The sequence below is a fragment of the Pseudomonas sp. 8(2025) genome (assembly GCF_052665325.1).
Genome location: NZ_JBQOIE010000024.1, coordinates 18,080 through 44,969, shown reverse-complemented (window position 1 = coordinate 44,969; position 26,890 = coordinate 18,080). Strand labels below are relative to the sequence as shown.

Annotated in this window: 17 protein-coding genes; 7 read left to right on the top strand and 10 right to left on the bottom strand. The window is 69.2% G+C overall.

Features of this window, described 5'->3' with window-relative positions; translation table 11 throughout:
* Window positions 1–291: 291 nt before the first annotated feature.
* From ACUXVH_RS29290 to ACUXVH_RS29245, 10 genes are all read right to left on the bottom strand, one after another.
* Window positions 292–1,716, bottom strand: coding sequence for an isochorismate synthase (locus ACUXVH_RS29290; protein ID WP_065364251.1), 1,425 nt, complete (start codon window positions 1,714–1,716; stop codon window positions 292–294).
* Complete coding sequence (locus ACUXVH_RS29285; protein WP_026020138.1) at window positions 1,709–2,032, bottom strand: isochorismate lyase; 324 nt, start codon at window positions 2,030–2,032, stop codon at window positions 1,709–1,711. The genes ACUXVH_RS29290 and ACUXVH_RS29285 overlap by 8 nt, the downstream gene beginning before the upstream one ends.
* A gap of 23 nt (window positions 2,033–2,055) precedes the next feature.
* Complete coding sequence (locus tag ACUXVH_RS29280) at window positions 2,056–2,835, bottom strand: thioesterase II family protein (RefSeq protein ID WP_065364252.1); 780 nt, start codon at window positions 2,833–2,835, stop codon at window positions 2,056–2,058.
* On the bottom strand, window positions 2,832–3,947 hold the full coding sequence (locus ACUXVH_RS29275) for a saccharopine dehydrogenase NADP-binding domain-containing protein (protein WP_255313413.1): 1,116 nt from the start codon (window positions 3,945–3,947) through the stop codon (window positions 2,832–2,834). The genes ACUXVH_RS29280 and ACUXVH_RS29275 overlap by 4 nt, the downstream gene beginning before the upstream one ends.
* Entirely contained in the window at window positions 3,944–9,367 is a 5,424-nt protein-coding gene (locus ACUXVH_RS29270) for a non-ribosomal peptide synthetase (RefSeq protein ID WP_065364254.1), read from the bottom strand. The genes ACUXVH_RS29275 and ACUXVH_RS29270 overlap by 4 nt, the downstream gene beginning before the upstream one ends.
* A complete protein-coding gene (locus ACUXVH_RS29265) occupies window positions 9,364–12,834 on the bottom strand; it encodes a non-ribosomal peptide synthetase (protein ID WP_065364255.1) in 3,471 nt (1,156 codons plus the stop codon). Before ACUXVH_RS29265 ends, ACUXVH_RS29270 begins: the two co-directional genes overlap by 4 nt.
* Window positions 12,824–14,590 carry an ABC transporter ATP-binding protein gene (locus tag ACUXVH_RS29260; protein WP_065364256.1) on the bottom strand — a complete coding sequence of 589 codons (1,767 nt, stop codon included), beginning with the start codon at window positions 14,588–14,590 and terminating at the stop codon, window positions 12,824–12,826. The genes ACUXVH_RS29265 and ACUXVH_RS29260 overlap by 11 nt, the downstream gene beginning before the upstream one ends.
* On the bottom strand, window positions 14,587–16,332 hold the full coding sequence (locus ACUXVH_RS29255; RefSeq protein WP_176707095.1) for an ABC transporter ATP-binding protein: 1,746 nt from the start codon (window positions 16,330–16,332) through the stop codon (window positions 14,587–14,589). Before ACUXVH_RS29255 ends, ACUXVH_RS29260 begins: the two co-directional genes overlap by 4 nt.
* Window positions 16,325–17,992 carry a (2,3-dihydroxybenzoyl)adenylate synthase gene (locus ACUXVH_RS29250; RefSeq protein ID WP_065364258.1) on the bottom strand — a complete coding sequence of 556 codons (1,668 nt, stop codon included), beginning with the start codon at window positions 17,990–17,992 and terminating at the stop codon, window positions 16,325–16,327. The genes ACUXVH_RS29255 and ACUXVH_RS29250 overlap by 8 nt, the downstream gene beginning before the upstream one ends.
* An 80-nt stretch (window positions 17,993–18,072) precedes the next feature.
* Window positions 18,073–18,354 carry a hypothetical protein gene (locus ACUXVH_RS29245; protein WP_141679906.1) on the bottom strand — a complete coding sequence of 94 codons (282 nt, stop codon included), beginning with the start codon at window positions 18,352–18,354 and terminating at the stop codon, window positions 18,073–18,075.
* A gap of 12 nt (window positions 18,355–18,366) precedes the next feature.
* Here ACUXVH_RS29245 and ACUXVH_RS29240 point away from each other — a divergent pair, with 12 nt between their 5' ends.
* The 7 genes from ACUXVH_RS29240 (at window position 18,367) to ACUXVH_RS29210 (ending at window position 26,796) form a co-directional block, all read left to right on the top strand.
* Window positions 18,367–19,269: an AraC family transcriptional regulator gene (locus ACUXVH_RS29240; protein WP_011061777.1), complete on the top strand. Its 903-nt coding sequence runs from the start codon at window positions 18,367–18,369 to the stop codon at window positions 19,267–19,269.
* A 177-nt stretch (window positions 19,270–19,446) separates the two neighbouring features.
* Window positions 19,447–21,678, top strand: coding sequence for a TonB-dependent siderophore receptor (locus ACUXVH_RS29235; protein WP_065364259.1), 2,232 nt, complete (start codon window positions 19,447–19,449; stop codon window positions 21,676–21,678).
* A 16-nt stretch (window positions 21,679–21,694) separates the two neighbouring features.
* A complete protein-coding gene (locus ACUXVH_RS29230) occupies window positions 21,695–22,567 on the top strand; it encodes a PepSY-associated TM helix domain-containing protein (RefSeq protein WP_239690378.1) in 873 nt (290 codons plus the stop codon).
* Complete coding sequence (locus ACUXVH_RS29225; RefSeq protein WP_103290086.1) at window positions 22,554–23,687, top strand: ABC transporter substrate-binding protein; 1,134 nt, start codon at window positions 22,554–22,556, stop codon at window positions 23,685–23,687. The genes ACUXVH_RS29230 and ACUXVH_RS29225 overlap by 14 nt, the downstream gene beginning before the upstream one ends.
* Window positions 23,684–24,751: a FecCD family ABC transporter permease gene (locus ACUXVH_RS29220; protein WP_053159148.1), complete on the top strand. Its 1,068-nt coding sequence runs from the start codon at window positions 23,684–23,686 to the stop codon at window positions 24,749–24,751. Before ACUXVH_RS29225 ends, ACUXVH_RS29220 begins: the two co-directional genes overlap by 4 nt.
* Window positions 24,751–25,578 (top strand): ABC transporter ATP-binding protein, encoded by an 828-nt coding sequence (locus ACUXVH_RS29215; RefSeq protein ID WP_255313412.1) that lies wholly within the window; start codon window positions 24,751–24,753, stop codon window positions 25,576–25,578. The genes ACUXVH_RS29220 and ACUXVH_RS29215 overlap by 1 nt, the downstream gene beginning before the upstream one ends.
* A 3-nt stretch (window positions 25,579–25,581) precedes the next feature.
* Window positions 25,582–26,796, top strand: a complete 1,215-nt coding sequence (locus tag ACUXVH_RS29210) for an MFS transporter (protein ID WP_019094505.1) — start codon at window positions 25,582–25,584, stop codon at window positions 26,794–26,796.
* Window positions 26,797–26,890: the final 94 nt, after the last annotated feature.

Genomic DNA, 26,890 nt, shown 5'->3' with positions numbered 1-26,890 from the left:
ATCGGCATGCCGCTGCGGGTGGTCCATGGCCTGAAGGACGACTACGTACCGCCGCGCCTGAGCCTGGCGGGCAAGGGCTCCGGTCAGGCCATCAACGCCCTGGTGCATTCCTTCGCCATGAACCGCGCCAACTGGCCGCTGTGCGGCTCGCCGGCAAGCCGGCTCCTACGGGTGCACACCCGCTCATCCGTAGGAGCTGGCTTGCCAGTGAAGAGGCCCGCAAGAGCGTCGCATTCCTTCGCCACGAACCGCGCCAACTGGCCGCTGCGCGGTTCGCCGGCAAGCCGGCTCCTACAGGGAGAGGCCGAGCTTTTCGTAGGTGGCGGCCGGTTGCGGGCGCAGGGCTTCGCCGATGGTGCGCAACTTCAGGCAGGTCTCCTGGTATTCACTCTCGGGGTCCGACTCGCCGACGATGCCGCAACCGGCAAACAGGTGCGCCTGGTTGCCGCGGATCAGGGCGGAACGCAAGGCCACGGCAAACTCGCCATCGCCCTCGGCGTTCAGCCAGCCCACCGGGGCGGCGTACCAGCCGCGGTCCAGTTGCTCATGCTCGCGGATATAGCCCAGGGCCTTGCCCCGAGGCAGGCCGCCCACCGCCGGGGTCGGGTGCAGGGCATCCACCACTTGCAGCAGATCGACCTGGGGCCGCAACCGCCCCAGCACCGGGGTCAGCAGGTGCTGGACGTGGGCCAGGCGGTGCAGTTGCGGCTGCGGGGGAATCTCCAGCATCGCGCAGTAGGGCTGCAGGGCTTCGCGCAGGGTCTGCACCACCAGGGCGTGTTCATGGCGGTCCTTGGCGCTGTCCATCAGGGCCTGGCCCAGTTCCGCGTCCTGCTGCTCATGCTGGCCGCGCGCGCAGGTGCCGGCCAGGGCCACGGTGTTGAGGGTGCCGCGGGCCAGGCGCACCAGGCGTTCCGGCGTGGCACCGAGAAAGCAGCTGTCGCCACGGCTGAAGGCGAACAGGAAAGCCTGGGGATAGGCCGCGCCGAGGTTTTCCAGCAAGGGGCCGCAGGGAATGCTGCGGCTCGCCTGCAGACAGACTTCCCGGGCCAGGACCACTTTGCTCAATTCGCCGCCCTGGATTCGCCCAATCGCCCGGGCCACGCAGTCCTGCCAGCGTTCGGCGGCCTGGGGGACGGCCTCGACCTCGATCCCGGCGGGCAGTTGCGCCGCCGGGGCGTGGTTATAGCGCGCCTGCAACAAGCTCCACTCCGCCTCCAGGGCACCGGCGCACTGGGCCACGTCGGCGCCGGGCTCGACCCACAGGCTGAACAGCCAGTGCTGCTGTTCGCCTTCGCGCAGCAGCAGGATCCGCGGCAGCACCAGGGACGTGGCGGCGAACGATTGCCACGGGGCACTGCGCGGACCCTGGGGGTCGAAGGCAAAGCCGCCGCACAGGTAGGCCCGCTTGGGCCCGACCTGATGGGCCTGCAGCAGCAACTGGCGCCAGGCGTGGGTACTGGCGGCAAAACGCTCGGCGGCCGGCGGGCTGATTTCTTCGGTGCAGCCGAACCCGGCCAGGGCCAGGGCGCCCTGGTCGCTGGACCAGAACAGGCTCTGGCCGAACATCTGGCGGTTGGCGGCGAACAACCGCAGCGGCTCCAGGCGCTCGGCGGCCAGGCTGTACACCACCAGCACCGCCCGACCTCTGCGTCGGGCCAGGGATTCGCCCTTGCGCAGGGCCCGGGTCAAGCCGGACAGGCAGGATTCACTCATCTTGGGCTCCTTGATCCAGCCCGTGCTGACGGCGCCAGTGGCGCACTTGCTGGGCAATGTTCCAGTGGATGATCTGGGCAAACAGCGGCACCACGAACATCGGGTCCAGGCTCGCCTGCTCGGCCCATTGCCGACGTTGCGGGAGCATCGCCGCAACCCGCTCCGGGGCGGCAATGCTGTCCTCGGTCGGCTTGAACTGCGCCGCCGCCTTGACGTAGGCCAGGCGCCGGCCCAGAGCCTGGATGATCTGCTGGTCCATGGCGTCGATACCGCAGCGGACGTCGTCCAGGCCGCTGCACTGCTCGGGTGTCTTCATGTCGGGGTCTACCAAGGGAAAATTCATGGGGTCGAGGGCCAGCACTGCCACGGCTGCTCGCCATGGCCGGCCAGCAGCCGGGTCAGGTGGCGCAGCAGTTCGGCCTGTTGCTCGCGCAGGTAGAAGTGCCCGCCGGGGAAGGCCTGGAAGTCGGTGACCTGGGCGCTGACCTCGGCCCAGGCATAGGCTTCGTCCTGGTCCACCTCGGTGTCCCGGGCCCCCAGGCACACGCTCAGGGGCAGGTCCAGGGCGCGGCCGGGCGCACCGCGGTAGCACTCGATCAGCCGGTAGTCGTTGCGCAACGCCGGCAGGTACAGGTCGCGCAGCGCCGGGTCATCCAGGGGCGACGACGCACCGTCCGACAGGCGTCGCACATCCGCCAGCAGGTCCTCGTCCGGGCCCAGGTGCAGTTCGCCGCTGCGCTGGCGATGGGGCGCGGGGTGCGCGGACACGATCAACCGTTGTGGCGCCGAGCCCTGCTGCTGCATGCGCGCCGCCACCTCATAGGCCAGGGCCGCGCCCATGCTGTGGCCGAACAGCACCAGGGGCCGGTCCACCAGGTCCGACAGGGCCCGGGTAATAGTGCCCGCCATCCACTCCAGGCTGCCGGGCCAGCTTTCGCTCAGGCGCTCTTCGCGCCCCGGGTACTGCACGCTGACCAGCTCGACATCCGCCGGCAACTGGCCACGCCAGTCGTTGAAAAAGCTCGCGCTGCCACCGGCATGGGGCAGGCACACCAGGCGGCAGCGTGGCGGTTGCGGCTGCGGATAACGACGCAGCCAGGCACTGGGAACCTTTCTCACAGCACGCCCTCCTCTGGCTCGGCCAGCGCCACAGCGGCGAAGTCGGGCAGGTGCACCCGCGTATCCGGCAGCCAGCGCAGCAGTTGTTCCAGGCAGGCCGTCGCGTCCAGCACCTGGGCGGCGTAGTGCAGCCCCTCAGGCAGATGCGCCCACTGCAATGCACAGAAGGCTGCGACGCTGCCGGTCAGGCGCGAGCCGTCGCTGGCCCGCAGCCAGGCGCTGGCCTGCTGCTGGCGGCCCTCGCGCAGGCCGTCGATTTCCACCGCCAGCAGTTGATAGGGCCGGCGCCCGGCCACATCCAGGGCGCTGGCCTGCACCAGCGCAGCGATGTTCTGCGCGCTGCTCCGCGCCTCTGGCGCCGAGCCCTGGATACGTTGCAGGGCCGCCGCCAGTTGGCCGCCCTCGAACAGGTTGAAACCCTGACCGTGGCGCACCGGTACATCACCGAACAGGCGCTGCTGCTCGGTGCTCAGGTACGGATAGGCCTGCACCCCGGCCGGTGACAGCCAGTCGCGTTGCAATGCCTGTTCGGCACTTGCCGTGCTGCGCACCACCTGCCCTTCGCACCAGCCGCACTGGGCCTGGCCGAAGCCGTTGCCCAGGCTCAGCAGGAAATCCTCGGCAGCCGTGGCGGACAAGCGCCCCAGCCCACCGGCATAGCAGCGCAAGGCATCGACCCGCTGGAAGGACTGCGCCAGCAGTTGCGGAAACAGCCCCGAGAGCCCCGGCAGCATGCCCGCCGACAACAGCACCCGGTGCCCCGCCGGCAGCTGTCCCACCAGCCGCTCATGAAGTGGATCGTCGCCCCCCACATCCAGGTAGTCGGCGCCTGCGGCCAGGGCGGCCCGGGCCACCCGATCGAGAATCCGGTAGCTGGGCCCGGCGCAGTTGATCACCAGCGAACAGCCGGCGCAGAAGTCCGCCAGGCTCTGTGGCTCCCACAGGTCCAGGGCGCGCACCTCGGCCCGCGCCCCCAACTGCTGGTTCAGTTGCTCGGCCTGCCGCGGATCGCGTCCACCCAGGCGCAGTGCCACCTTGCCGGCCAGCAACTGCGCGACCTGACGGCCGACGCTGCCGTAAGCGCCGACCAGCCCCATCACCCCTGCCCTCATGCCGCCACCTCGGTGGGTGCATCGAAGGCCTGAGCCACGGCTTGCACCTGGGGCTGCTGCATGCAACTGAAATGATCCCCGGGCACATCCACTACCCGCAGCTCACCCAGGCACAGGGCCTGCCAGTAGGCGCTCATGTCGCGGTGCATGCCGGGCAGCACCTGCACCTCGCCGCTCTGGCGAATGAACAGCATGTCGCCCTGGTACGGCGTGGCCTCGTGCAGGGCTACCGCGGCCAGGCTGTGGCGCAATACCTGCAACTGCTCGCGCAGCCAGTGCAGGTCGCTCAGTTGCGAGCCGGCGTGGCGCATGGCCTCGGCAATGGCCTGCAGGCGCTGCTCCGGGGTCTTGTGTGCCAGACGCCGCAGGCAGGCCAGGGCCGGGGCGCACTGGGCATCCTCGCTCAAGGCCAGCAGCGAACCCTGGGGCACGCGCCCCGGAGTCTGCGCCAGCACCCGGGCGATGGTGCGTTCCATGGCCTGTTCATCCTCGGGGTAACCCAGGGCCAGCGGATCGGCCTGCATCACCCGGGCGAACACGTACTCGGCCAAGAGGTCGTCCTCGATCATGAACGGCACCCGGTAGCTGCTGATCACGCTCAGTTGCAGCACCTCGATGGAGCGCGCCGCCAGGCACGCCGCCAGCTCGGTGGCCAGCAGCCCGCCCAGGCAGTAGCCGACGATGCTCACCTGGCGCCGGCCTTCGGCCTGCAGAGTGTCGGCATAACGCTCGGCCAACTGGCGGATCGCCGTGGCCGGCTCCAGGGCCAGATAGGCCGGCACATCGTTGAGCACCAGCCCTTCCAGGGGCGCTTCTTCCCCCAGGGCGGCAAACAGCGCGCGGTACGGCGCCAGGGTGCCGCTGCCGTCGTGGACGAAGATCCGCGTCGGGCCCTGGGCCTTGTCGCTGATGCGCACCAGCGGCGAATCGCCCTCCACGCCCTGGCCTCGCAGGTAATCGGCCAGGGCCGCCACCGTGGGCTGGTTGATCAACTGGCGCAGCAGGTCACTCCAGGGCAACTGCCGGGCCTGGGGCAAGGCTTCACGCAGGCGGCCCACCACCTGGGCCACCAGCAGCGAGTCGCCGCCAAGCTCGAAGAAGCCCTGGTCACGGCCCACCGCCGGCACCCGCAACAGGGTCTGCCAGACCTCGGCAATGCTGCGTTCCAGCTCATCCACGGGCGCCGCGCCGCTGCTGGCCTGCTGCTCGGGGCCGGCCACGCCGATCCGCGCCAGGGCCTGGCGGTCGACCTTGCCGTTGGCGGTCAGGGGCATTTCATCGAGGATCTGCCAGTGGCTCGGGATCATGTACTCCGGCAGGTGCCGGGCCAGATGGGCCCGCATCTGCTCGGGCTCCAGGGCCTGGCGCTCGCTCTTGAAGCGGGTGATGAACAGGTGCTGGCCGATCTGCGACATGGCGTCATCGGCCCCGGGCAGGCACAGCGGGGTCTCGCCTCCGGCCTCCAGCAGCAACTGCTGCCACTGTTCGCGGCGGATGAAGGTGGTGTCCAGCTCGGCCCGGAAATCCTCGAAGGCGGTGAGGCCCTCCTTGAACTCCATGGACGCCATGATCTGGTAGGTGTCGCGAGTGGCCTCGATGAAGATCAGCCAGCCGCCCGGGGCCAGCATCTCCCGCAGCCGCGCCAGCACCCGGCTGGCATGCCGCGAGTTGTGCAGCACGTTGGCGCAGAGGATCACGTCCAGGGAGTTGGCGGCCACGCCCTGGGCCCAATGGTCCTGGTTGAGGTCGAACAGCCCGTAGCTGACCCAGGGGTAAGCGGCGAAATGTTCCCGGGCCTCGTTGAGAAAGAACTGCGACAGGTCGGTGAACTGGTAGTCCACCGCCAGCCCGTCCAGGGCCGGGATCAGGTCGGCGCTGGTGCCGCCGACCCCGGCGCCGATTTCCAGCAGGCGCAGGCGCTGGCCGGCCGGACGCTGGCGGATGATCTCCTGCACCGCGGCGCACACCGCCTGGTTCAGGTACTGGCTGATCAGGTTCTTGCGGTAGGCGCCTTCGGCGGTGTCGGTGCGGCCCTGGGGAAACAGCAGGTGCAGCGGGTCCAGTTGGTCGCTCATCAGCGCCGGCAGTTGCTCCTGGCTTTCGCGCAGGTAGCGCAGCACTTCGGCGCCCCAGCCCACGGACGGTTCCAGGGCATCGATGCGCTGCCATTGCTGGCGGTATTCCTCGGCCGATACCTGCAGGCCCGAATAACGCCCGGTGTGCAGGTCCCGGTGCACCAGGCCTTCCCGGGCCAGGGCTTGCAGCCAACGGCGGATCAAGCGCTGGTTGCGCGGCGCCACCTCACAAGCCGCGACAATCTCGTCCAGGGCATGGCTCTGCCCGGCGCTCTCGAACAAGCCGGGGCGTTGCAGGGCCAGGCCCATGGACAGCAGTGCGGCGCGCTCGACACAGGCCGACATCTCGCTCACCAGGGCATCGCTCAAGCCGCCGCGCACGGCTTCGGCCGCCGCCTGGGTGCGCGCCTGCAACTGCGCCGGCCAGGCGATCGGCGTGTCCCGCAGGCTGGCCCGCAGGCAGGCTTGCAAGTGCCGCTCGAAGGCGCCCTCGCCCGCTGCCACCACCACCGCGGACTCCACATGGGGATGGCTGAGCAGCGCGCTTTCCACCTCCGCCAGTTCAATGCGGTGGCCACGGACCTTGACCTGGAAATCTTCGCGGCCGAGGAACTCGATCAGGCCGTCGTCCAGGTAGCGCCCCAGGTCGCCGGTGCGGTACAGGCGCTCGCCGCTGCGCGGATGGTCGACAAAGCGCTCGGCGGTTTTCTCGGCATCCCCCAGGTAACCCAGGGCCAGACCGCTACCGGCGATGTACAGCTCGCCGGCCACCCCTTGCGGGCGATCCCGGCCCTGCTCGTCGAGCACCATGAAGCGCTGATTGGCCAGGGGCATGCCGTAGGGAATGCTGCGCCACTGGGGGTTGACCTGGGTAATCGGATAGTAGATCGACCAGATCGCCGCTTCGGTGGCGCCGCCGAGGCTGATCAGCCGCAGCCCGGGCAGTAGCTGGGCGGCCTCCGCCGGCAGGTTCAGGGGGATCCAGTCTCCAGACAGCAGCGCCAGGCGCAGGGAACCGGGGGCCATGGATGGCACGGCCTGCAGGTAGTGGATGAGCATCTGCAATTGCGCCGGCACCGAGTTCCACAGGGTCACCCCGTGTTCCCGGACGCACTCGGCCCAGTGCGAAGGGTCGGCGCGGCGTTGCGGGTCCGGGAGCACCAGGGCGCCGCCCACGGCCAGCAGGCCGAAGATGTCGTACACCGACAGATCGAAGCCCAGGCTGGCCAGGGCCAGTACCCGGTCTTGGGCCTCGATGGCAAAGCGCTGGTTGATGTCGACGATGGTATTGAGGGCCGCCTGATGGTTGATCATCACGCCCTTGGGCACCCCGGTGGAGCCCGAGGTGTAGATCACGTAGGCCAGTTGCTGCGGGTCGATGTCCAGGCTCGGCAACGCCCGTTGTGCCGCCCGCGGGCCCTGGTCCACCGCGATCACCTGGGTCACCCGCGCCGGCCAGCACAGGCTGTCGCTCAGCCAGGACTGGCTGAGCACCCGGGCGACCTCGGCGTTGTCCAGGATCAACTGGCGCCGGGCCTCGGGCTGGTTGGTGTCCAGGGGCAGGTAGGCGGCCCCGGCCCGCAGGATGCCGAGCACCGCGATCACCTGTTCCAGGCCCTTGTCCATGCACACCGCGACCCGCTCTCCAGGCTGGCAGCCGGCGTCGAGCAAGGCTTCGGCCACGGCTTCGGCGCGCCCGGCCAGTTCGCCGTAGCTCAGTTGCGCGGCGCCCTGGATCAGCGCCACACGCTCGGGAGCAGCCGCGGCCTGGCGCCAGAACGGCTCATGCAGCAGGCCGGAGGGCAAAGGCGCGGCAGTCTGGTTCACCAGCTCGCGCTGCAGACGCTGGGCCGCCGGCAACTCCAGGCAGTCATCCAGGGTCCAGGCCGAGGGCTCCCGGGCCAGGCGCTTGAGCAGGCGTTCGAAGGTGTCGAACAGCGCATCCAGCAGGGTCTCGCTGAACACGCCTTCGCGGATGTCCCAGTTGATCGCCAAGCCGTCGTCACGCTCGCTGACCTGGCAGTCGATCAGCACCTGGGGCGTCTGGCTGATGCCGAACACCAGCTCGGCACCGGGCATGAAGGCCCCGCCGCCGCTCTCGCCGCCGGCCCCCAGGGTGCTGGTGAAGGCGTAGGGCATCAGCGCCGCGTCCTGGCCCTTGCGCCGCGCCAGCTCGCGCAGCACTTCGATGCCCGAACACAGGCGATGGTCCATGTCCTGCCACAGGCGCTCCTGCAGCTGCTGGCTGCGCTGGCCGAAGCTGCCGCCTTGCAGGGTCTGCACTTCCAGCAGTTCCACCGAGCTGAAGTCCCCCACCAGGCGATCCACCTGGGGGTGCAGGGACAGGCGATTGAGCAGGGTCAGGCTCAGGCAGAAGTGCCCGCGCCGGCTCCAGCGGCCCAGGGTTTCGGCATAGGCCGAGAGGATTGCCGCCGACACACCGACCCCGGCCGCCGCCGCGTTCAGGCGCAAGGCATTGCAGTCCCGGGCCTCCAGGCCCATGGCCCGGCGCTGGAAGCGCGGCCCGCTGGGCGGCCCCAGCAATGGCAGTTCCGGCGCACCCGGCAGGCTGTCGACCCGCGCCCACCAGTAGTCGCGATCACGCTGGTAGCGCGGCTGCTCGCGCAGGCGGCGCTCACCCAGCACATAGTCGCGAAAGCTGATCTGCGCCGGCACCGGCAGGTTCTCGCCGCGGTACAGCTGCTGCAGTTCGGCCAGCAGCATGCGCACGCTCTGGTAGTCGCACACCAAGAGGTCCACTGACAGGTGCAAGCGCGAGGTGTCGCGGCCCTGGCTCACGCACAGCTCGATCAGCGGCCATTGCTGGGGCGGTGCACGGCGCAGTTCCATGCGCTCGCGCAAGGCCTGCAAGGCGCTGCCGTCGTCCCGGCTCAGGTCGTGGCGGGCGATGGAGTAATGCGGCACCTGGGGCAGGATGCGCTGGTAGCCCTCCTCCAGGACCACGGCCCGCAGCATCTCGTGACGCGCGATCAACTGGTTCCAGGCCTGCTCCAGGCGCACCGGGTCCAGGTCCTTCTGGGCGAACTCCAGGTAGCCGTGGCAGGCCACGCCGCCGTAGCTGAAAGCCGTGGTGCGGCCCAGCAGGTAGGCGGCCTGCACGTCGGTCAGCGGGAAGGGTTCTTCCCGGGCCGAATGGTCGGCCTCCAGGGTCGGCATCTGCGCCGCTTGCAGCTGTTGCAGCAGCGCCTCCTTGTGTTCGCGCAGCTGTTGCAGGCGCGCCTCGTCCATGACCCCGGCCGGGGCCCGATAGCGCAAGCGACCCTGTTCTTCCCAGAGCTCCACACCCAGTTGTTGCAGATCCTGTTGCAGTTGCTGCAGCGTCATAACACGCCCTCCACCATTGCGTTCTGATTGACGGGCCGCTGTTCCCGGCGCGAGGCAAGCAACTGCCCCTGCAGGGCCACGGTGGCCGCGTTGAAAAAATCCTTGAGCGACAGTTCCAGCTGGAACTGCCGGGCGATGCGTTCGATCAACCGGGCCGCCAGCAGGCTGTTGCCGCCCAGGGCAAAAAAGCCCTGGTGCCGGCCCACCTGCGGCACCTCCAGCAGCTCCTGCCAGAGCGCGGCCACGGCCTCTTCCCATTCCCCTTGCGGCGGCTCGGCACTCTGCGGCTGGATGCCCCGGCGCTGCTCCTGCAGCAGCCACAGCAAAGCCGCGCGATCGACCTTGCCGTTAGTGCTCAGGGGCAGTTCCGGCAGGCTCAGCCAGAGGTCCGGAAGCATGTGTTCGGGCAGCCATTGCCCCAGCCACTGGCGCAGGGCCTGGGGCTCGGGCAGCGGCTCCCGGGCCAGCAGCACCGCCGCCAGCTGCGCTTCGCTGCCGGGCAGCACCAGGCTCAGCGCGCGGTCGATGGCCGGGTGGCGCTCCAGGGCCACATCGATTTCTGCCAGCTCGATGCGAAAGCCGCGGACCTTGACCTGATGGTCCAGGCGCCCGAGAAACTCCAGGCTGGCGTCGGCCCAGTAGCGGCCCTGGTCGCCGGTGCGATACCAGCGCCGGCCCTCGTGCTCGACAAAGCGCTGGGCGCTGAGGGTCGGCAGGCCGCGATAGCCGGCGGCCACCCCGGCACCGCCGATCCACAGCTCGCCGGGCACCCAGTCCGGGCAGTCCCGGCCCTGGCTGTCCACCACCCGGAAGCACTGGTTGTCCAGGGGCCGCCCGTAGGGGATCGAACGCCAGTGCCCGGGCACCTGCGCCACGTCCTGGTAGTTGGACCAGATCGCCGCCTCGGTGGCGCCGCCCAGGGCCACGAACGGCACGCGGTGGCCCGCCGCCCGCTCCAGGCGCCGTGGCAGGTCGAGGCCGACCCAGTCACCGGAGACCATGGCCAGGCGCAAGGCTCCCAGGCCGCCGTCGTCGCGCACTTGCAGGGTCAGCATGTCCAGCAGCGCCGGCACCGAGTTCCACACACTCACCCGCTGCTCGCGGATCAGCCGCAGCCATTCCCGGGGCTCCTTGCGCAGCCCGTCCGCCGGCAGCACCAGGGCGCCGCCGACACTCAGCAGGCCGAACAGGTCGTACACCGACAGGTCGAAATCCAGGGCCGAGACCCCCAGCACCCGATCCTCGGCGCTCACCTGGTAGCGCCGGTTGATGGCGCTGATGGTGTTCATCGCCGCCTGGTGGGACAGTTCCACGCCCTTGGGTTCGCCGGTGGTGCCCGAGGTGAAGATCACGTAGGCCAGGGCATCCGCCGCCATCTCCAGGGATTGCCCCAGCGCCGGTGCGACAAGCGCCTGGGCCAGGGTCACCACCCGCAGTTCGGCGAGCCAGATACCGCCCTCGCGGTGGGCCTGATCGGTGATCACCACCCGCGCCCCGGCGCGCTGGTAGATCATGTCGCGGCGCGCCGGCGGCTGCTCGATGCCCACCGGCACATAGACCGCCCCTGCGGCAAGGGTCCCCAGCACCGCGACCACCTGGTCGCGGCCCTTGGGCAAGGTGATCGCCACCGCGTCACCCGGCTGCACGCCCCACTCGCCCAAGGCCCCGGCCATTTGCAGGGCCTGCCGGGCGAGCTCGGCGTAGCTCAGGCTGCCCTGCTCGCAGATCAGCGCCACGGCCTCGGGGTTCAGGCGCGCCTGCTGGAAAAAGCCCTGGTGCAACAGCTGCGCCGGGGTCGCGTGTGCGGTGGCATTGACCTGCTGGCGGCGCTGCTGTTGCGCCGCCGGCAGCGGCAAGGGCGCCACCTGCTGCCAGTCGTTGGCGCACAGCCACAACAGCAAGGCGCGGTAGGCGTCGAACATCTCGTCCAGCAGGCCTTCGGGGAACAGCGCGTCCACCGCGTCCCAGTTCAGCAGCAGGCCGTCGGCCAGCGGGTAGCTCTGGTGGTCGAGCCAGACCTGGGGCGTCTGCGACAGCGCCCAGCCCGGTTCGCCCAGTTGCTCGCGGCAGGTGGCGTCGACAAAGGCCGGGCCCAGGTTGCAGGCGAACACCACCGGCGCGCCCTGGCCACCGCCCTGGCGCAGCCGCGCCCGCTCGCGCAGCACCTCGACCCCGGGCCAGGCGCTGTGGGCGATGTCGCGGTGCAATTGAGCCTGCAACGCCAGGGCCTGCTGGCTGAAGGGCGCGGGCTGGCGCTGGTCGACCTCCAGCAGCACCAGGTTGGAAAAGTCCGCCAGCAGATGAGGCACGCAGGGGTGCAGTTCCTGGCGATTGAACAGCGGCACGTTGAGCAGGAAATGCTGGCTGGCGCTCCAGCGCCCCAGCACCTGGGCATAGGCGCAGGCCAGCACGCTGGCCAGGGTCAGCCCGTGCTGCCGGGCGCGCTGCTCCAGGGCCTGCAACTGGCCCTGGTCCAGACGCATGGCCAGGCGGCGAAAACGCGCAGTACCGGCGTTCTGCGGCTCCTGGGCCAGGGGCAGTTGCGGGCCGTCCGGCAGCTCTTCCAGGCGCTCCAGCCAATAGTCCCGGGCCGCCGCCAGCAGTGGCGCGCGCGCCGCCTGTTCGGCCCGCAGGTAGTCGGCGAAGTTCCAGTCCAGGGCCGGCAGGCTGTGCTCCTGGCCGGCATGGATCAGCGCCAGGTCGCGCAGCAGGATGCCAATGCTGAGCACGTCGGCCACCAGCAGGTCGATGTTCAGGTGCAGGCGGCTGCGACCTTCGGGCAGCAGGCTCAACTGCACATCGAACACCTGCCCGCGGCTGACCTCTAGGCACCGGTGCGAGAGGTTTTCGCGGATCTGCTCCAGGGCCTCGGCAGCCCCGACGCAGGAAGCCTGGCGCAGGTCGTGGACGGTCAGCCCGGGCCAGGGGCTCTGGGGCAGGATGCGCTGGCAGGTGTCGCTGATAAAGCACGCCCGCAGCATCGGATGGCGCTGGCACAGGCGGCGCAGGGCCTGCTCCAGGCGCTGGGGCTCCAGGCCATGGCCGTCCAGTTCCTGGTACAGGTGGCAGCCGACGCCGCCCAGGGGCATGCCCGGATCGCGGCCGAACCAGTAGGCCTGTTGCAGTGGGGTCAGGGCGAAATCGCTGTTGGCAGGAGCGCGGGCCACAGCCTGCAGGCGCGGCGCCGCGAGGCCACGGCGAGCCTCGATCAGCGCCCACCAGGCGTCCAGGGTCGGTTGCTGGATCAGTTCGGCGAAGCTCAGGGCCACGCCTTCGGCGGCCAGCAGCGCCGGCAGGCGCATGATGCTCACCGAGTCGAGCCCCTGCTCGATCAGGGAGGCCTGGGGTTCAAGATCCTCGGCGCTGTAGCCGAGCAGCCGGGCAATGCCTTCGCAGAGTCCTTGGGGTGAATGACTCAGGCCGGCGTCCGCTGGATGAGCGCGTGCCAGTGCTGGGTTATCGGTCATGGTGGACGTTCCTTTGGGGTACGGAAGGGGGTTGGCGCAGGCGCCAGCGATTGATCGCCTCGCGCTCGTGGAACAGCTCGCGATAACGGCCCGGGGCCGCCATCAGTTGGGCGTGGGTACCGCGCTGGGCCAGGCAGCCCTGCTCCAGCAGGAGAATCTGTCCGGCGCTGGGGGCCAGGGTCGGTTTGTGAGTCACCAGCAGCACCGTGTGCTTGCGCGCCAGTTGCAGCAGGCAACGGTTGACCCGGGCCTCGCTGATGGCATCCAGGGCCGCGGTGGGTTCGTCCAGCAGGATCAGGCTGGCGTCCTTGAGCAGCACCCGGGCCAGGGCCAGGCACTGGCGCTCGCCCCCGGAGAGGCTGACGCCGCCCTCGCCGACCCGGGTTTGCCAGCCCTGGGGCAGGCGCTGGGCCACAAGGTCCAGGCCGGTGGCGCGGGCGGCGTCCATCAGTTGGCTGTCGCTGGCCTCGGGGTCGCCCAGGCGCAGGTTGTCCAGCAGGCTCGCAGCCAGCGGCGGACAGTCCTGGAACATCAGGGCGATGGAACGATCGCGCTGCGCGGCGGACAGCTGGCGCAGGTCGACACCACCCAACAAAATGGCGCCGCTATCGACATCGCTGAACCGCGCCAGCAGGCGCAGCAGGCTCGACTTGCCGGAGCCGGAGGCGCCCACCAGCAGGTTCAGCGAGGCCGGCGCCAGCTCGAAGCTGATGCCCTGCAGGATCACCTGCTCCTGGCGCACCAGCCCCAGGTCGCGCACCTGCACCTGATGCCCCCGGGGTTCCTCGGGCTGGCTCGGCTCCGGCAGCGCCGGCAGGCGCAACAAGTGGCGCAAACGGTTCAGGCCATGGCGGGTCTGGCGCAAGGTCGTGCCGAGGTTGACCAGGGTGCCCATGGGTTCCACCAGGCAGGTGGCGAGCACCGCCAGCGCCAGGTACTGGGCCACTCCCAGGCTGCCACCGAGCACTGCATACAGGCCGCACAGCAGCATCGCGGTGTAGCCGGCCTGGAGCACCACCGCCAGCCCCAGGGCCGCCGGAAAGGTCCGCCAGTGGGCCCGACGCTGGGCCCGGCGCTGTTGCTGCAAGGCCTCGGTGAGCAGGCTGAAGCCTTCGCCGGTGCGGCCACTGGCACGCAGCAGCGGCTGCTGGCGCAGGAACTCCAGGACCCGCGCCGCCGCCTCGTTGGCCGCCGCCTCACTGCGGCTTTCGGCCTGGCCGCCCCAGCGTACGCCCCAGTGGTAGAACACCAGCAGCAGGGGCACGCTGGCCAAGGCCGCCAGGGCCATGGTGCGGTCATAGAAGAACAGCGCCACAAGCAGCGCCAGGGGCGTCAGCAAGGCGTTGGCCATGGGCTGCAACAGGTGCGCCGGGGTGCTCATGATCTGCAGTACGGTGTGGGTCACCAGCCGATTGAGCTCGGCGCTGCGGCGCTCGACGAACCACTCCAGGGGCAGGCGCACCAGTTGTTCGCCGATGCGCAGGTTCAACGACTGGGCCGCCGCGGCGCCCGCGCGGTAGCCCGCCAGTTGCGCATGCCGGCGCAACCCCAGGCACAGCAGCGCGAAACCGGCAAAGGCCCCGGCCCATCGCCACGGCGCCTGCCCGGCAGCGGCATCGAACAGGCTGGCAAAGGCCATGGGTAACAGGGCCAGCGCCGCGCCCTGGGCCAGGGCACTGGCGGCCATGGCCAGCAAGGCCCGGCGCAGCAGGCTGGCTTCGGCCGGCTGCAAACTGCGTAACAGTGCGCCAATCATGCCTGCTCCCCCGCCGTTTCCACGGCGCAGAACTGCTGCGCCGCCCACAGCCCGGCATACACCCCCTGCTGCTCCAGCAGGGCCTGGTGCCGGCCGCATTCCACCAGTTGCCCGGCCTGCAGCACGGCAATCTGGTCGGCATCCTGGATACTGCTCAGGCGATGGGCGATCACCAGCACCGTGCGCCCCGCCGCCAGCCGCGACAACGCCTGCTGGATCGCCGCTTCGGACTCCGGGTCGCTGGCGGCGGTGGCTTCGTCCAGCACCAGGATCGGTGCCTGGCTGAGCATCGCCCGGGCAATGCCCAGGCGCTGCACTTCACCACCGGAGAACTGCACGCCACTGCCCAGCTGGGTGTGATAACCCTGGGGCAAGGCGGTGATACGACTGTGGATCTGCGCCGCACGGGCCGCCTCCTCGGCCTCGGCCAGCGTGGCCTCGGGACGCCCCAGGCGCAGGTTGTCCAGAACGCTGCTGCGCAGCAGACGCACGTCCTGGAAGACAAAGGCCACCTGGCGATAGAGGGTCGCGCTGTCCATGTCCCGCAGGTCGACGCCGCCGATGCGGATGGCCCCGGCGCTGACGTCGGCAAAGCGCGCCAGCAAGGTGGCCAGGGTCGACTTGCCAGCGCCCGAATCCCCCACCAGGGCGGTCAGGGTCCCCGGTTGCAGGCACAGGTCGATGCCGTGCAGCACCTGGGTGCCGTCGGGGTAGCTGAAAGCCACTTCATCAAAGATCACCTGATGCCCCTCGGGCTCCCGGGAAAATGCCGGCTGCGCCTGCACCGGGGTACTCAGCACGGTGCTGATGCGCTGCGCCGCCGCCCGGCCCTGGACCAGGGAATCGGCGCCATGCCCCAATGCCGCCACCGGCGCCGCCAGGGCCGGGCCAAGCAGGGCGAACGGCAACAGTTGCACCGGGTGCAGCCAGCCGGCCGCCGTCAGCGCCACCCCGGCCACCAGCACCAGGGCCAGCACCAGCAAGGGCGACAGCAGCACCTCGACACTCGCCCCCAGGCCCGCCCAGCGCTCCACCCACTGGGAGAAAAAACGCCCGAAACCCTGCACCGCGCTGACGAAATCCGCCTGCACCCGCTCGGCACGGCCGAAGGACTTGACCATGGCGATGCTCTGCACAAAGTTCAGGGTCGCGGTGGACAGGTCGCCCAGGGCCGCCCCCAGGCGCTGGCGCTCGGCCTGATAGGCCGGGGTGCGCATGACCCGCAAGCGCCACAGCGCCAGCAATGGCGGCAGCAGCACCACCAGGGTCATGGGCAGGCTCACCGTGAGCAGGTAGACCAGGCTGGCCAGGGGCACCACCAGCGCCGCCACCAGGTTGTTGGGCAGGTGCGCCACCAACTGGTGCAGGGCGCCGACATCATCCAGCAAGGCCCGTTCGGCGGTCTCCCGCTGCTGGCCGAACCAGGCCAGGGGCACCCGTGCCAGGTGTGCGGCGATGCGCTGGCGCAGTTGGCGTTGCAGGTCGCTGTCGGCCAGGTGGGTGATCTGCAATGCCGCCGCCAGCCCCAGCAGGCGCAGGAGCAACGCGGCGGCGCCGGCCAGCAGCCAGAACTGCGCACGCTGCGCATCCAGCTCGCCGGCGAGCAGCAGCGGCGCCAGTTCGGCCACGGCAATGAACGGCAACAGCCCCACCAGCGCCGCCAGGGCCTGCAGCAGCATGGCCGCCAGCAGGCGCCCGCGCACCGGGTGCAACAGGTCGCAAAGTCCTTGTCGTTCAGCCACGGGCGCCACTTCCCTCCAGGGGTTCGGCCTGGGCGCCGAAGTACAGGGCCTGGATCGCCTCGCGCAGGTGCTTGCGGCTGACCTTGCCGACCCCGGTCTGGGGGAAGGCCGGGATGAACTCGAAGCGGTCCGGCAGCTTGAACGCCGCCAGGCCCTGGGCCCTTAGGTGACGCAGCAGTTCCGGGGCCCGGGGCGCGGTGCCGCGAGGGATGACGAAGGCGCAGGTGCGTTCGCCGAGGAAGGCATCAGGCATCGCCACCAGGGCGATGTCGGCCACCGCCGGGTGGCTGAGCAGCAGGTTTTCCACTTCTTCGGCAGCGATCTTTTCGCCCCCGCGGTTGATCAGGTCCTTGTCGCGCCCTTCCACCATCAGGTAGCCGTCGGCGGTGAGCATGACCCGGTCGCCGGTGCGGTAGAAACCATCGGCCGTGAAGGCCTGGGCGTTGTGCTCGGGGTAACGGTAGTAACCGCGGATGGTGTAGGGGCCGCGGGTCAGCAACTGCCCCACCTGCCCCACCGGCACCGGCTGGTCGTGCTCGTCCACCACACGAATTTCGTCCGCCGGCGACAGCGGCCGGCCCTGGGTGTGCAGCACCCGCTGTGGCGGGTCCTCGGGGTCGGTGTAGCAGATCAGCCCCTCGGCCATGCCGAACACCTGCTGCAGGCGGCAGCCGAGCACCGGTTCGATGCGCCTTGCGGCCTCGTAGCTGAGTTTGGCGCCGCCCACTTGCAGCAGTTGCAACGGCGCCAGGCCACGCCCGCGGGCCTGGGCCGCTTCCAGCCAGACCAGGGCCAGGGGCGGCACCAGCGCGGTGTGGGTCACCCCCTGGCGCTCGATCAGTTCGAAGCAGACTTCCGGGCTCGGCGAGGGGCTCAGCACCACCCGCCCGCCCACCGAAAAGGTGCCGATGAACCCTGGGCAGCACATGGGAAAGTTGTGCGCCATGGGCAGCGCCACCAGGTACACGCTGGCCTCGGACAGGCCACAGCGCTCGGCGCTGGCCCGCAGGTTGTAGAGGTATTCGTGATGCCGGCGCGGGATCAGCTTGGGCACCCCGGTGGAGCCGCCGGAGAGCTGGAAACAGGCCACCGCGTCGGCGCTGGGGGACTGGAAGGTGCGCGCAGGCGCCGGCTCATACAGGCTGTGCAAGGCCGTGAATTCCTCGGCCTCGCCGGCGACTACCACCCACTCCAGCTGCGGGTTGCGGTCCTTGAGGTCGCGGGCCATGGCCCGATAGTCGAAGCTGGCGTCCCGGTCGGCGCAGAAGTAGGCCCGGGCCCGGGCGAACTCGCAGAAGCGGCCGATTTCCAGGTGCCGGTGGGCCGGCAGCGCGAAGATCGGCCGCACCCCGAGGCGGTAAAGGGCAAAGCAGACTTCGACGAAGGCCGCACTGTTGGGCAGTTGCAGCACCACGTTGTCGCCGGCCCGCAGACCCAGCCGGTACAGGCCGGCGGCCAGTTGGTCGACCCGCAGGTCCAGTTGCCGGTAGCTCAGGTGCTGCTCGCCCTCGGTCAGCGCTTCACGCTCGGCAAAGGACTGGGCGGCGCTGCGCAGCAGGTCGCCAAAGGTTTCGTCGCGCCAGTAGCCGGCCTGGCGGTAGCGCTGGACGAAGTCTTCGGGCCAAGAGGGGCAATCCTTGAGGTCATCGAAAGTGGACATGCTGTCTCCTGAGTTTTTTACGCAAAAAGCGGCCCCGGACCTGAGAGATCAGGCCCCTGGAATGAGCTGGGAATCCGCCGTCAGGGTTGGCGGGAATGAAGAGTCGCCGGCGGTCCTGCGGCGCTGTCGAGCAAGGGGTCTTCCATGGGAGGCTGCCGTGCCTGGAAATGAGAGTGATTATTAATAGGCAATTTGCCGGACCCGGCAATCGGCAGGACATTCGTTTGCGCGGCTTTTTCTTTTGATTGCGCGGCGCGCCCCGGAAAGAGCGCGGCAGGACGGTGCTCGAAGGCTAAAGGATAATCATTCTTAATTACAGAAAGGCAATTTCCTGCTAGCGTATGGCCTCTTTTCAGGTCCACAGGGAGTTCGCCATGCTCAGCCCCAACGCTGCGCCGCAGCCTGTCAAAAGGGATTCCACCCTGCACTTTCCCAACCCGCAGCACACCGGGTCGGCCGCCGTAGTCCCGGAGGTCACCCTCTCCACCGGGACCGTGCTGATGGACAGCCAGATGTGGATGCAGGAGCCGCTCTGGGAAGGCCTGAAAATCATCCTGGTGCTCAGCGGCCAGCTCAATTGCCGGGTCGAAGGCCAGCCCGAAGTGGAGATCCGCGGGCCGACCCTGTGCGCCGTGGCCAACCAGGGCGAGCACTGCGGCGACCACCTGTTCGCCAGCGGCGTGCCGGTGCGCTACACCACGGTGCAGCTGGACTTCCCCTCGATCCGCAATGTCGGCCTGGAACCCGAGCGCCTGCTCGATCAGCGCGGCGGCGGCCCGATGCTGTTCTGCCAGCCGGCGAGCAAACCGCTGCTGGCCCTGGCGCAACAGATCTTCACCTGCCCGCTGCAGGGCCCGACCCGCTCCTTCTACCTGGGTGGCAAGGCCCTGGAACTCACCGCCCTGGGGGTCGAGGGGATTCTCGCCCAGGCCGAATCCAGGCCACTGCAGGACAGCCCGTGCAGCTCGGCGGACATCGAGCGCATCCATGCCGCCCGTGACCTGCTGCTCAACTCATTGCAGGATTCGCCTTCGCTGTCGGAGCTGTCGCGCCAGGTGGGCCTGAACCCGCGCAAGCTCACCGCCGGTTTCCGTCAGGTGTTTGGCACCAGCGTCTATGCCTACCTGCAGGAGCAGCGCCTGGGAGAAGCCTATCGCTTGCTGGCCAGTGGCGAGACCAATGTCTCCAGCGCGGCTTATCGGGTCGGCTACAGCCCGGCGCATTTCTCAACGGCCTTTCGCAAGCGCTTCGGGGTGTCGCCCAAGTCCTTGCGTTGAGCCCGCTCCTGCTCGAGCCTGCTCCATCCAAAGCTGCGCCTGGTGATCCGGGCGCCCTCCCCGCGCCGTACCGCAAACGAAAGAAATGGTCGCTCAAGCCAAAGTTTTAGCCCGCAACCCAAGCTCACAAATGAGATACGTTTGCATTCTCATTTAATCCCCATCACGGAGTGAAGCATGGGTAGCCGCGTTGCGCACCGAAACACCTCAGGTTGTCCCGTCAATTGTGTGGTCTCGCGTCCGGCTCTGGGCCGCAACCCGCTGGCGTGCCTGATCCACGGCCTGGCCCTGGGACTCTCGCTGACCCAGGCCGGCGCCGCGCTGGCCGCCGATGGCGATACCGACCAGGACCACGCCCTGACCCTGGATACCAGCGTGATCAGCGCCACCCAGCCCGACTCCGCCACCGGGCCGCAGGCCGGTTACGTGGCCAAGCGCAGCCTCAGCGGGACCAAGACCGATGCCAGCCTGAGCGAAATTCCCCAGTCGATTTCCGTGATCACCCGCGACCAGATGGATGCCCAGCAGGTGCAATCGGTGAACGAGGCGCTACGCTACACCGCCGGGGTCCAGGCCAATACCACCGCCGCCAGCCAGCGCTTCGACACCCTCTCGATCCGCGGTTTCGACGTCACCACCGGCATGCTCCGCGATGGCCTCAAGGGCAATACCGCCCAGGCCTGGCCCAAGGTCGAAGCCTATGGCCTGGAGCGCATCGATGTGCTCAAGGGCCCGGCCTCGGTGCTGTTCGGGCAGAACTCGCCGGGGGGCGTGGTCAACCAGATCAGCAAGCGCCCGCTGGACAAGCCCTTCCATGAAGTGCAGATCCAGGGGGGCAGCTTCGACCGGGCCCAGGGCCAGTTCGACTTCAGCGGGCCGCTGGACGATGAAGGGCAATTCCTCTATCGCCTGGTGGGCCTGGAGCGCGACAGCGGCACCCAGTTCGATCACATCAAGGACGACAAACAGTACTTCGCGCCCTCCTTCACCTGGAAGCCCAACGACGACACCAGCCTGACCCTCCTGGCCGACTACACCCAGGACACGTTCGGCGCGCCGCGGGTGTTCCTGCCGGCCCAGGGCACCCTGCTTGGCAACCCCAATGGCAAGGTCAGGCACAACGTCTTCCTCGATGAACCGGGGCTGGACAACGACCGCACCCAGTACTCCCTGGGCTACCTGCTGGAGCACCGCCTGAATGACGTCTGGAGCCTCAATTCCAGCGCCCGCTACGGCCACGTCAACCTGCTGACCAACACCGCCAGCGGCATGTCCCTGGCTCCGGACCTGCGCACCCTGAACCGCGCTGCCTATCGCTTTCGCATCGTCGGCGACACCTACTCCCTGGACAACAATGCCCAGGCCCGCTGGAACCTGGGCAGCACGCAAATGGTGTCGCTTTTGGGGATCGACTACCGGCGCACCCGCGAGGACTACTACCTGCGCGGCGGCTCGGCTTCGCCCATCGACATCTATAACCCGGTGCACGGCGGCGTGTTCGACCCCTGCACCCCCTTCACCAACACCGTGCAGCGCGCCGATCAGGTCGGGGTCTACGCCCAGCAGCAGTTCACCTTCGATGAGCATTGGGTGCTCACCGTCGGCGGACGCCAGGACCGCTCCAGCGCCCGTACCGATAACCGCATGAACGACAGCGGCAGCAAGCAGGACGACGAAAAGTTCACCTACCGCACCGGGCTGGTGTACCTGGCGGACAACGGCCTGGCGCCCTACATCAGCTACTCCACGTCCTTCGACCCGGTGCTGGGCACCAACTTCTACGGCACGCCGTACAAGCCCACCAGCGCCAAGCAATCGGAAGTAGGGGTCAAGTACCAGCCGCCGGGCATCGACAGCTACATCACCCTGTCGCTGTTCGACCTGACCCAGGAAAACGTCCTGACCACCGACCCGGCCGAACGCCTGAACAAGATCCAGACCGGCGAGATCAACGTGCGCGGCATCGAGCTCGAAGGCAAGGCCAGCCTGGCCCGGGGCCTGGACCTGCTGGCGGCGCTGACCTACAACGACGCCGAGGTGAGCAAGAGCAACAACCCGCTGGAGAAGGGCAAACGCCCCACCGACACCCCGGAAAAAATGGCCTCGCTGTGGGCCGACTACACCTTGCCCGAAGGCCCCCTCAGCGGCCTGGGCTTCGGCGCCGGGGTGCGTTACATCGGCTCCACCGAGGCCGATGCCGCCAACACCCAGCGCGTGCCTTCCTACACCTTGCTGGACGCGGCGGTGCACTACGACTTCGACAAGCTGATCCCGGCGGCCAAGGGCCTGCGCCTGGCGGTGAATGCCACCAACCTCACCGACAAGCACTATTACGAAGGCTGCTCGCTGACCAATTGCAGCGCCGGTTATGACCGCAGTGTCATCGCCAGCCTGCGCTATCGCTGGTAAGCCGCCGATGCTGTCCATGCGTGATATCTGGCTCAGGCTGCACCGCTGGCTGGCCCTGTGCCTGGGGCTGTTCCTCGCGCTGCTGGGCCTCAGTGGTTCGCTGCTGGAGCTCAAGGGGCCGATCCTGCGCTGGGAGGTCGGTGCGCAGATGCTGCAACTGGCCCCTGGCGAGCATGGCACGCTGCTGCAACAGGACGCCTGGATCAGGGCCGCCTCCGACGCCTACCCGCAACTGCACAAGGTCTTCGGCGCAGCCCCACCGCGCCAGGGCTTTCTCGAATCGGACAATGTGATCGTCTTCGGGGCCCTCAAGGAGCGTCCCGGCACCGGCATCGCCATGATCGATCCTTATAGCGGCGAACCCCGGGGCTTCTTCGTCTTCGAGGACCTGTGGCTGGCCAAGCTGGTGGCGCTGCACCGCAGCCTGCTGCTGCCGCCAGCCTGGGGGTCGAACCTGGTGCTGCTCTGTGGCCTGGCGCTGCTGGGCTCCCTGGGCAGTGGCCTGTACCTGTGGTGGCCGGGCCGGCGCAGCTGGTGGAAGGCCGCCAGCCTGCGTCCCGGCAGCCGGGGCAACCGGCGCCTGCGGGAATGGCACAACGTGGCGGCGGCCTGGCTGTGCCTGCCGCTGCTGCTGATTGCCGGCAGCGGTGCCTGGCTGGCGCGCCCCGACCTCTTCACCTGGCCCGGCGCCCAGCCGATGGCGATCAAGCCGCTGTTTTCCGCGGCCCATGGCCACTTGCTGCTGGGCCCCCCCGGCGCCTGGCTGGCTTTTCTCTGCGGCATTTCGTTACCCCTTCTGTACCTCACCGGCCTGCTGCTGTGGTGGCGCAAGCGCGCTGCCCGCCAGGCCGTCCAATCGTTCAAGGAAACTAGCCATGACACACCGTGATTTCTTGCGCCGCGCCCAGCGCGGGCTCTTGCTCGGCCTGTTGCCCCTGGGCCTGCTATGGGCCGCCACGGCCAGCGCCGCGACCCTCACCGATCTGGCCGGACGCCAGGTCCAGGTGCCGGAGAAGGTCGAGCACATCCTCCTGGGTGAAGGCCGGATGATCTATTCCCTGTCGCTGCTCGAAGGCCAGAACCCGTTCGCCCGTCTCGCCGGTTGGCAAGGGGACTTTCGCGGCCTCGACGTGCAGGGCTACGAGGCCTATCACAAGGTCTTCCCCCAGGCCGACAAGGTGCCGCTGGTGGGCGGCACCTCGGCCGAGACCTTCAGCGTCGAAAAGGCCCTGGCGGTGCACCCGGACCTGGCGATCATGGCCCTGAGCGGCGGCCATGGGCCGAGCCCCGACAGCGAGGCGGTGAAACAGCTGGAGGCCGCCGGGGTGGCGGTGATCTTCGTCGACTTCAGCGACCATCCCCTGAGCAACACCGTGCCCAGCATGCGCCTGCTGGGCCAGGCCCTGGGCCGTGAGCAGCGGGCCGAGGAATTCATTGCCTTCTATCAGCAGTCCCTGGCCAAGGTCACCCAGACCCTGGCCAAGGCCGGTACCGTCAAGCAGCCGAAGATCTTCATCGACATGCTCGCCGGGCTGCAGGACTGCTGCGGCTCGCCAGGCACCGGCAACTTCGGCGAGATGATCAAGCTGGCGGGCGGGCGCAACATTGCCGACGGGCGCATACCCGGGCCCATTGGTGTGCTCAACGTGGAGTACATTCTCTCCAGCGACCCGGACGTTTACGTGGCCACCGGGGTCTTTGCCGCCGGCCAGGGCGGCGTGACCCTGGGTTACTCCGCCACCCTGCAACAGGCTCGGGACAGCCTGCGCCAGGCCGCCCAGCGCCCACCGCTGAACGAGTTGCGGGCGGTGCGCGAGGGCAATGTGCACGGCCTGTGGCACATTTTCTACGACTCGCCGGAGCACCTGATCGCGGTCCAGGCCCTGGCCAAGTGGCTGCACCCTGAACTGTTCAAGGACCTGGACCCGGACCAGACCCGCCGCGAGCTGTACCAGCGCTTCATGCCGATTCCCGCCAGCGGCGTGTTTGCCACGAGTCTGGCGCCATGACCCAGGCTGCTACCGACGTGCAGGAGCGCGTTGCCTCAGGGCACTACCAAAGGCGCCATGGCCGCCGGGTGCTGCTGTTGGGCGGGCTGGCCCTGGCCCTGCTGCTGTCCCTGGCCCTGGACATCACCACCGGGCCTTCGGGGATGAGCCTGTCGCGCCTGCTGCAGGTGCTCTGGGACCCGGGCTCGATGCCCCGGGTGGAAGCGGTGATCGTGTGGAACGTGCGCCTGCCCTACGCCCTGATGGCGGTGCTGGTGGGGGCCGCCCTGGCCCTGGCCGGCGCGGAAATGCAGACCGTGCTCGATAACCCCCTGGCCAGCCCCTTCACCCTCGGTGTATCCGCCGCCGCGGCGTTTGGTGCAGCCCTGGCCATCGTCCTCGGCCTGGGCCTTCCCGGGGTGCCGGCGCAGTACCTGATCTCGGCCAACGCCTTCCTCTTCGCCCTGGCCTCGGTGGCCTTGCTGTACCTGCTGGCACGCTGGCGCGGCTTCGGCGTGGAAAGCCTGGTGCTGTTCGGCATCGCCCTGGTGTTCGCCTTCAACGCCCTGGTGGCGCTGCTGCAATTCGTCGCCACCCAGGACAGCCTGCAGCAACTGGTGTTCTGGACCCTGGGCAGCCTGGCCCGGGCCTCGTGGGAAAAGCTCGCGGTACTGGCCCTGGCGCTGTTGCTGTGCCTGCCCTTCTCCCTGCGCCAGAGCTGGGCCCTGACCGCCCTGACCCTGGGCGAGGAACGGGCCCGCAGCTTCGGCATCGACGTTGGTCGCCTGCGCCTGCTGTCGCTGCTGCGCATCAGCCTGCTGTCGGCCCTGGCGGTGTCCTTTGTCGGCACCATCGGCTTTATCGGCCTGATCGCCCCGCACATCGCCCGCCTGCTGGTGGGCGAAGACCATCGGCTGTTCCTGCCGGCCAGCGTGCTCAGCGGCGGGCTGATCCTGTCCATGGCCTCCATCGCCAGCAAGGCGCTGATCCCCGGGGTGCTGATTCCGGTGGGTATCGTCACCGCCCTGGTGGGCATTCCCTTCTTCATGGCCATCGTCATGCGCAACCGTCGAGGTGTCCTGTGATGCCGCCTGTGTCCTCCAACGCCGGCCTGTGCACTGCTGGCCTGAACATGCACTACGGCAACCGCCAGGTGCTGTGCGACGTGGCCCTGCCGCCCCTGGCCGGGGGCAGCGTGACCGCGCTGATCGGCCCCAACGCGGCGGGCAAGTCGACCCTGCTGCGGGGCATCGCCGGGTTGCACAAGACCTCGGGCCAGGTACTGCTGGACGGCGTAGACCTCAACCGCCTGCCCCAGGTGGAACGGGCGCAGCACATCGTCTACCTGCCCCAGAGCCTGCCGGAACGTACCCGCCTGTGCGCCTTCGAAGCAGTGCTCAGCGCTGCCATGGCCGGGCATCGCACTGGCGGTTTCGCCCCTGGCCGGCCCAGCGCGGCGGTGTTGCACGGGGTCGAACAAGTGCTGCAGGACCTGGACCTCACCGCCCTGGCCGACCGCCCGATCGACGCCCTCTCCGGTGGCCAGCGCCAACTGGTGGGCCTGGCCCAGGCCCTGGTGCGCCAGCCCCGGGTGCTGCTGCTGGACGAACCCACCAGCGCCCTGGACCTGTACCACCAGTGCCAGGTAGTGGACGCCATCACCCGGGCCACCCACGAGCGCCAGCTGATCACCCTGGTGGTGGTCCACGACATCAACCTGGCCCTGGGTTTCAGCCAGCAGGTGGTGGTGCTGCACCATGGCCGCCTGGCCGCCGCCGGGCCGGCCCTGGAGGTGATCAACCCACAACTGCTGCGCGACGTCTACGGCGTCGACGCCAGCCTGGAACAGGTACGCGGTCGACCGCTGGTGATGGTCGACGGCCGCCTGCCCTCTCACTCAGCCCTGGGATAAACCATGACCAACGCTCAACAGCTGCCCCTCGACACCCTGGACACGCCCCAGGCCGCCCCGGCCTTCGACCTGCGCCCGCTGCTGGTGGCCAACCTGGCCTGCACCATGGCGATGATGGCGTTCGTTTCGCTGATCGGCCCCATTGCGCGGATTCTCGGCCTGGCCACCTGGCAGGCAGGGATGGCGGTGACCGTCTCCGGGGTGATCTGGATGCTCCTGGCCCGGCCCTGGGGCCGGGCCAGTGACCGCCTCGGTCGGCGGCGCATCCTGCTGCTGGGCACCGGCGGCTTCACCCTGGCCTTTCTCGCCCTCAGCCTGTTTATCGACGTGGCGCTGCACGCCCTGCCTTCGGCGCTGCTGGCGTTTGCCGGGTTGCTGCTGGGCCGCGGCCTGATCGGGGTGTTCTATGCGGCAATCCCGGTGGGCGGCTATGCGCTGATCGCCGACAACATCGAACCCGAGCATCGCGCCCGGGCCATGGCGTCCCTGGGGGCGGCCAACGCCTGCGGGCTGGTCCTGGGGCCGGCGCTTGCCGCGCTGCTGGCGCGCCACAGCCTGAGCCTGCCGTTCTATGCGCTGGCGGTGCTGCCGCTACTGGGCTTCGCCTTCCTCAAGGCACGGCTGCCGCGCCAGGAACTGCACCTCAAGCAGCCGCCCAAGCCAGTGAGCCTGGGCGACCCGCGCCTGCGCCGGCCGCTGGTGGTGGCGTTCGTCTCGATGCTGTGCGTGGCCATGGCGCAGATCACCGTGGGCTTCTTCGCCCTCGACCGCCTGGGCATGAGCCCGGCCGATGCGGCGCAGACCGCCGGCATTTCCCTGACCCTGGTGGGGGTGGCGCTGATCGCCTCGCAACTGGTGGTGCGCAAACTGGAATGGCCGCCGCTGCGGATGATCCGCATCGGCGCCCTGGTGGCGGCGCTGGGCTTTGTCACCAGCATTCTCGCGGCCCACGCCTGGGTGCTGTGGCTGGGGTTCTTTGTTTCGGCCGCCGGCATGGGCTGGATCTTCCCCTCCTTCGCCGCCCTGGCCAGCAACTCGGTGGACGCCGCCGAACAAGGCGCCACAGCCGGCTCCATCGGCGCGGCCCAGGGCCTGGGGGTAGTGGTCGGGCCCCTGGCCGGGACCCTGATCTACGGGCTGGAGCCACGCCTGCCCTACCTGCTGGCGGCGCTGCTGCTCGTACTGGTGGCCTGCTGGCCCGTAGCCCGACGCCGGTAACCTTCGGGCGAACGACGCGCATTATCGAAACCCTGCGGCCCTGTCGCCGCTGCCGGCCTGCGGCAGCGGCTCCACAAATCCCCGATCGGCACTG

What these genes read in the sequence shown, in the direction of transcription:
- ACUXVH_RS29220 (WP_053159148.1), top strand. Translation starts at nt 23,684, where the DNA reads ATGACCCAGGCTGCTACCGACGTGCAGGAGCGCGTTGCCTCAGGGCAC.
- ACUXVH_RS29225 (WP_103290086.1), top strand. Translation starts at nt 22,554, where the DNA reads ATGACACACCGTGATTTCTTGCGCCGCGCCCAGCGCGGGCTCTTGCTC.
- ACUXVH_RS29285 (WP_026020138.1), bottom strand. Translation starts at nt 2,032, where the DNA reads ATGAAGACACCCGAGCAGTGCAGCGGCCTGGACGACGTCCGCTGCGGT.
- ACUXVH_RS29235 (WP_065364259.1), top strand. Translation starts at nt 19,447, where the DNA reads ATGGGTAGCCGCGTTGCGCACCGAAACACCTCAGGTTGTCCCGTCAAT.
- ACUXVH_RS29270 (WP_065364254.1), bottom strand. Translation starts at nt 9,367, where the DNA reads ATGACGCTGCAGCAACTGCAACAGGATCTGCAACAACTGGGTGTGGAG.
- ACUXVH_RS29250 (WP_065364258.1), bottom strand. Translation starts at nt 17,992, where the DNA reads ATGTCCACTTTCGATGACCTCAAGGATTGCCCCTCTTGGCCCGAAGAC.
- ACUXVH_RS29230 (WP_239690378.1), top strand. Translation starts at nt 21,695, where the DNA reads ATGCGTGATATCTGGCTCAGGCTGCACCGCTGGCTGGCCCTGTGCCTG.
- ACUXVH_RS29275 (WP_255313413.1), bottom strand. Translation starts at nt 3,947, where the DNA reads ATGAGGGCAGGGGTGATGGGGCTGGTCGGCGCTTACGGCAGCGTCGGC.
- ACUXVH_RS29215 (WP_255313412.1), top strand. Translation starts at nt 24,751, where the DNA reads ATGCCGCCTGTGTCCTCCAACGCCGGCCTGTGCACTGCTGGCCTGAAC.
- ACUXVH_RS29210 (WP_019094505.1), top strand. Translation starts at nt 25,582, where the DNA reads ATGACCAACGCTCAACAGCTGCCCCTCGACACCCTGGACACGCCCCAG.
- ACUXVH_RS29260 (WP_065364256.1), bottom strand. Translation starts at nt 14,590, where the DNA reads ATGATTGGCGCACTGTTACGCAGTTTGCAGCCGGCCGAAGCCAGCCTG.
- ACUXVH_RS29265 (WP_065364255.1), bottom strand. Translation starts at nt 12,834, where the DNA reads ATGACCGATAACCCAGCACTGGCACGCGCTCATCCAGCGGACGCCGGC.
- ACUXVH_RS29290 (WP_065364251.1), bottom strand. Translation starts at nt 1,716, where the DNA reads ATGAGTGAATCCTGCCTGTCCGGCTTGACCCGGGCCCTGCGCAAGGGC.
- ACUXVH_RS29240 (WP_011061777.1), top strand. Translation starts at nt 18,367, where the DNA reads ATGCTCAGCCCCAACGCTGCGCCGCAGCCTGTCAAAAGGGATTCCACC.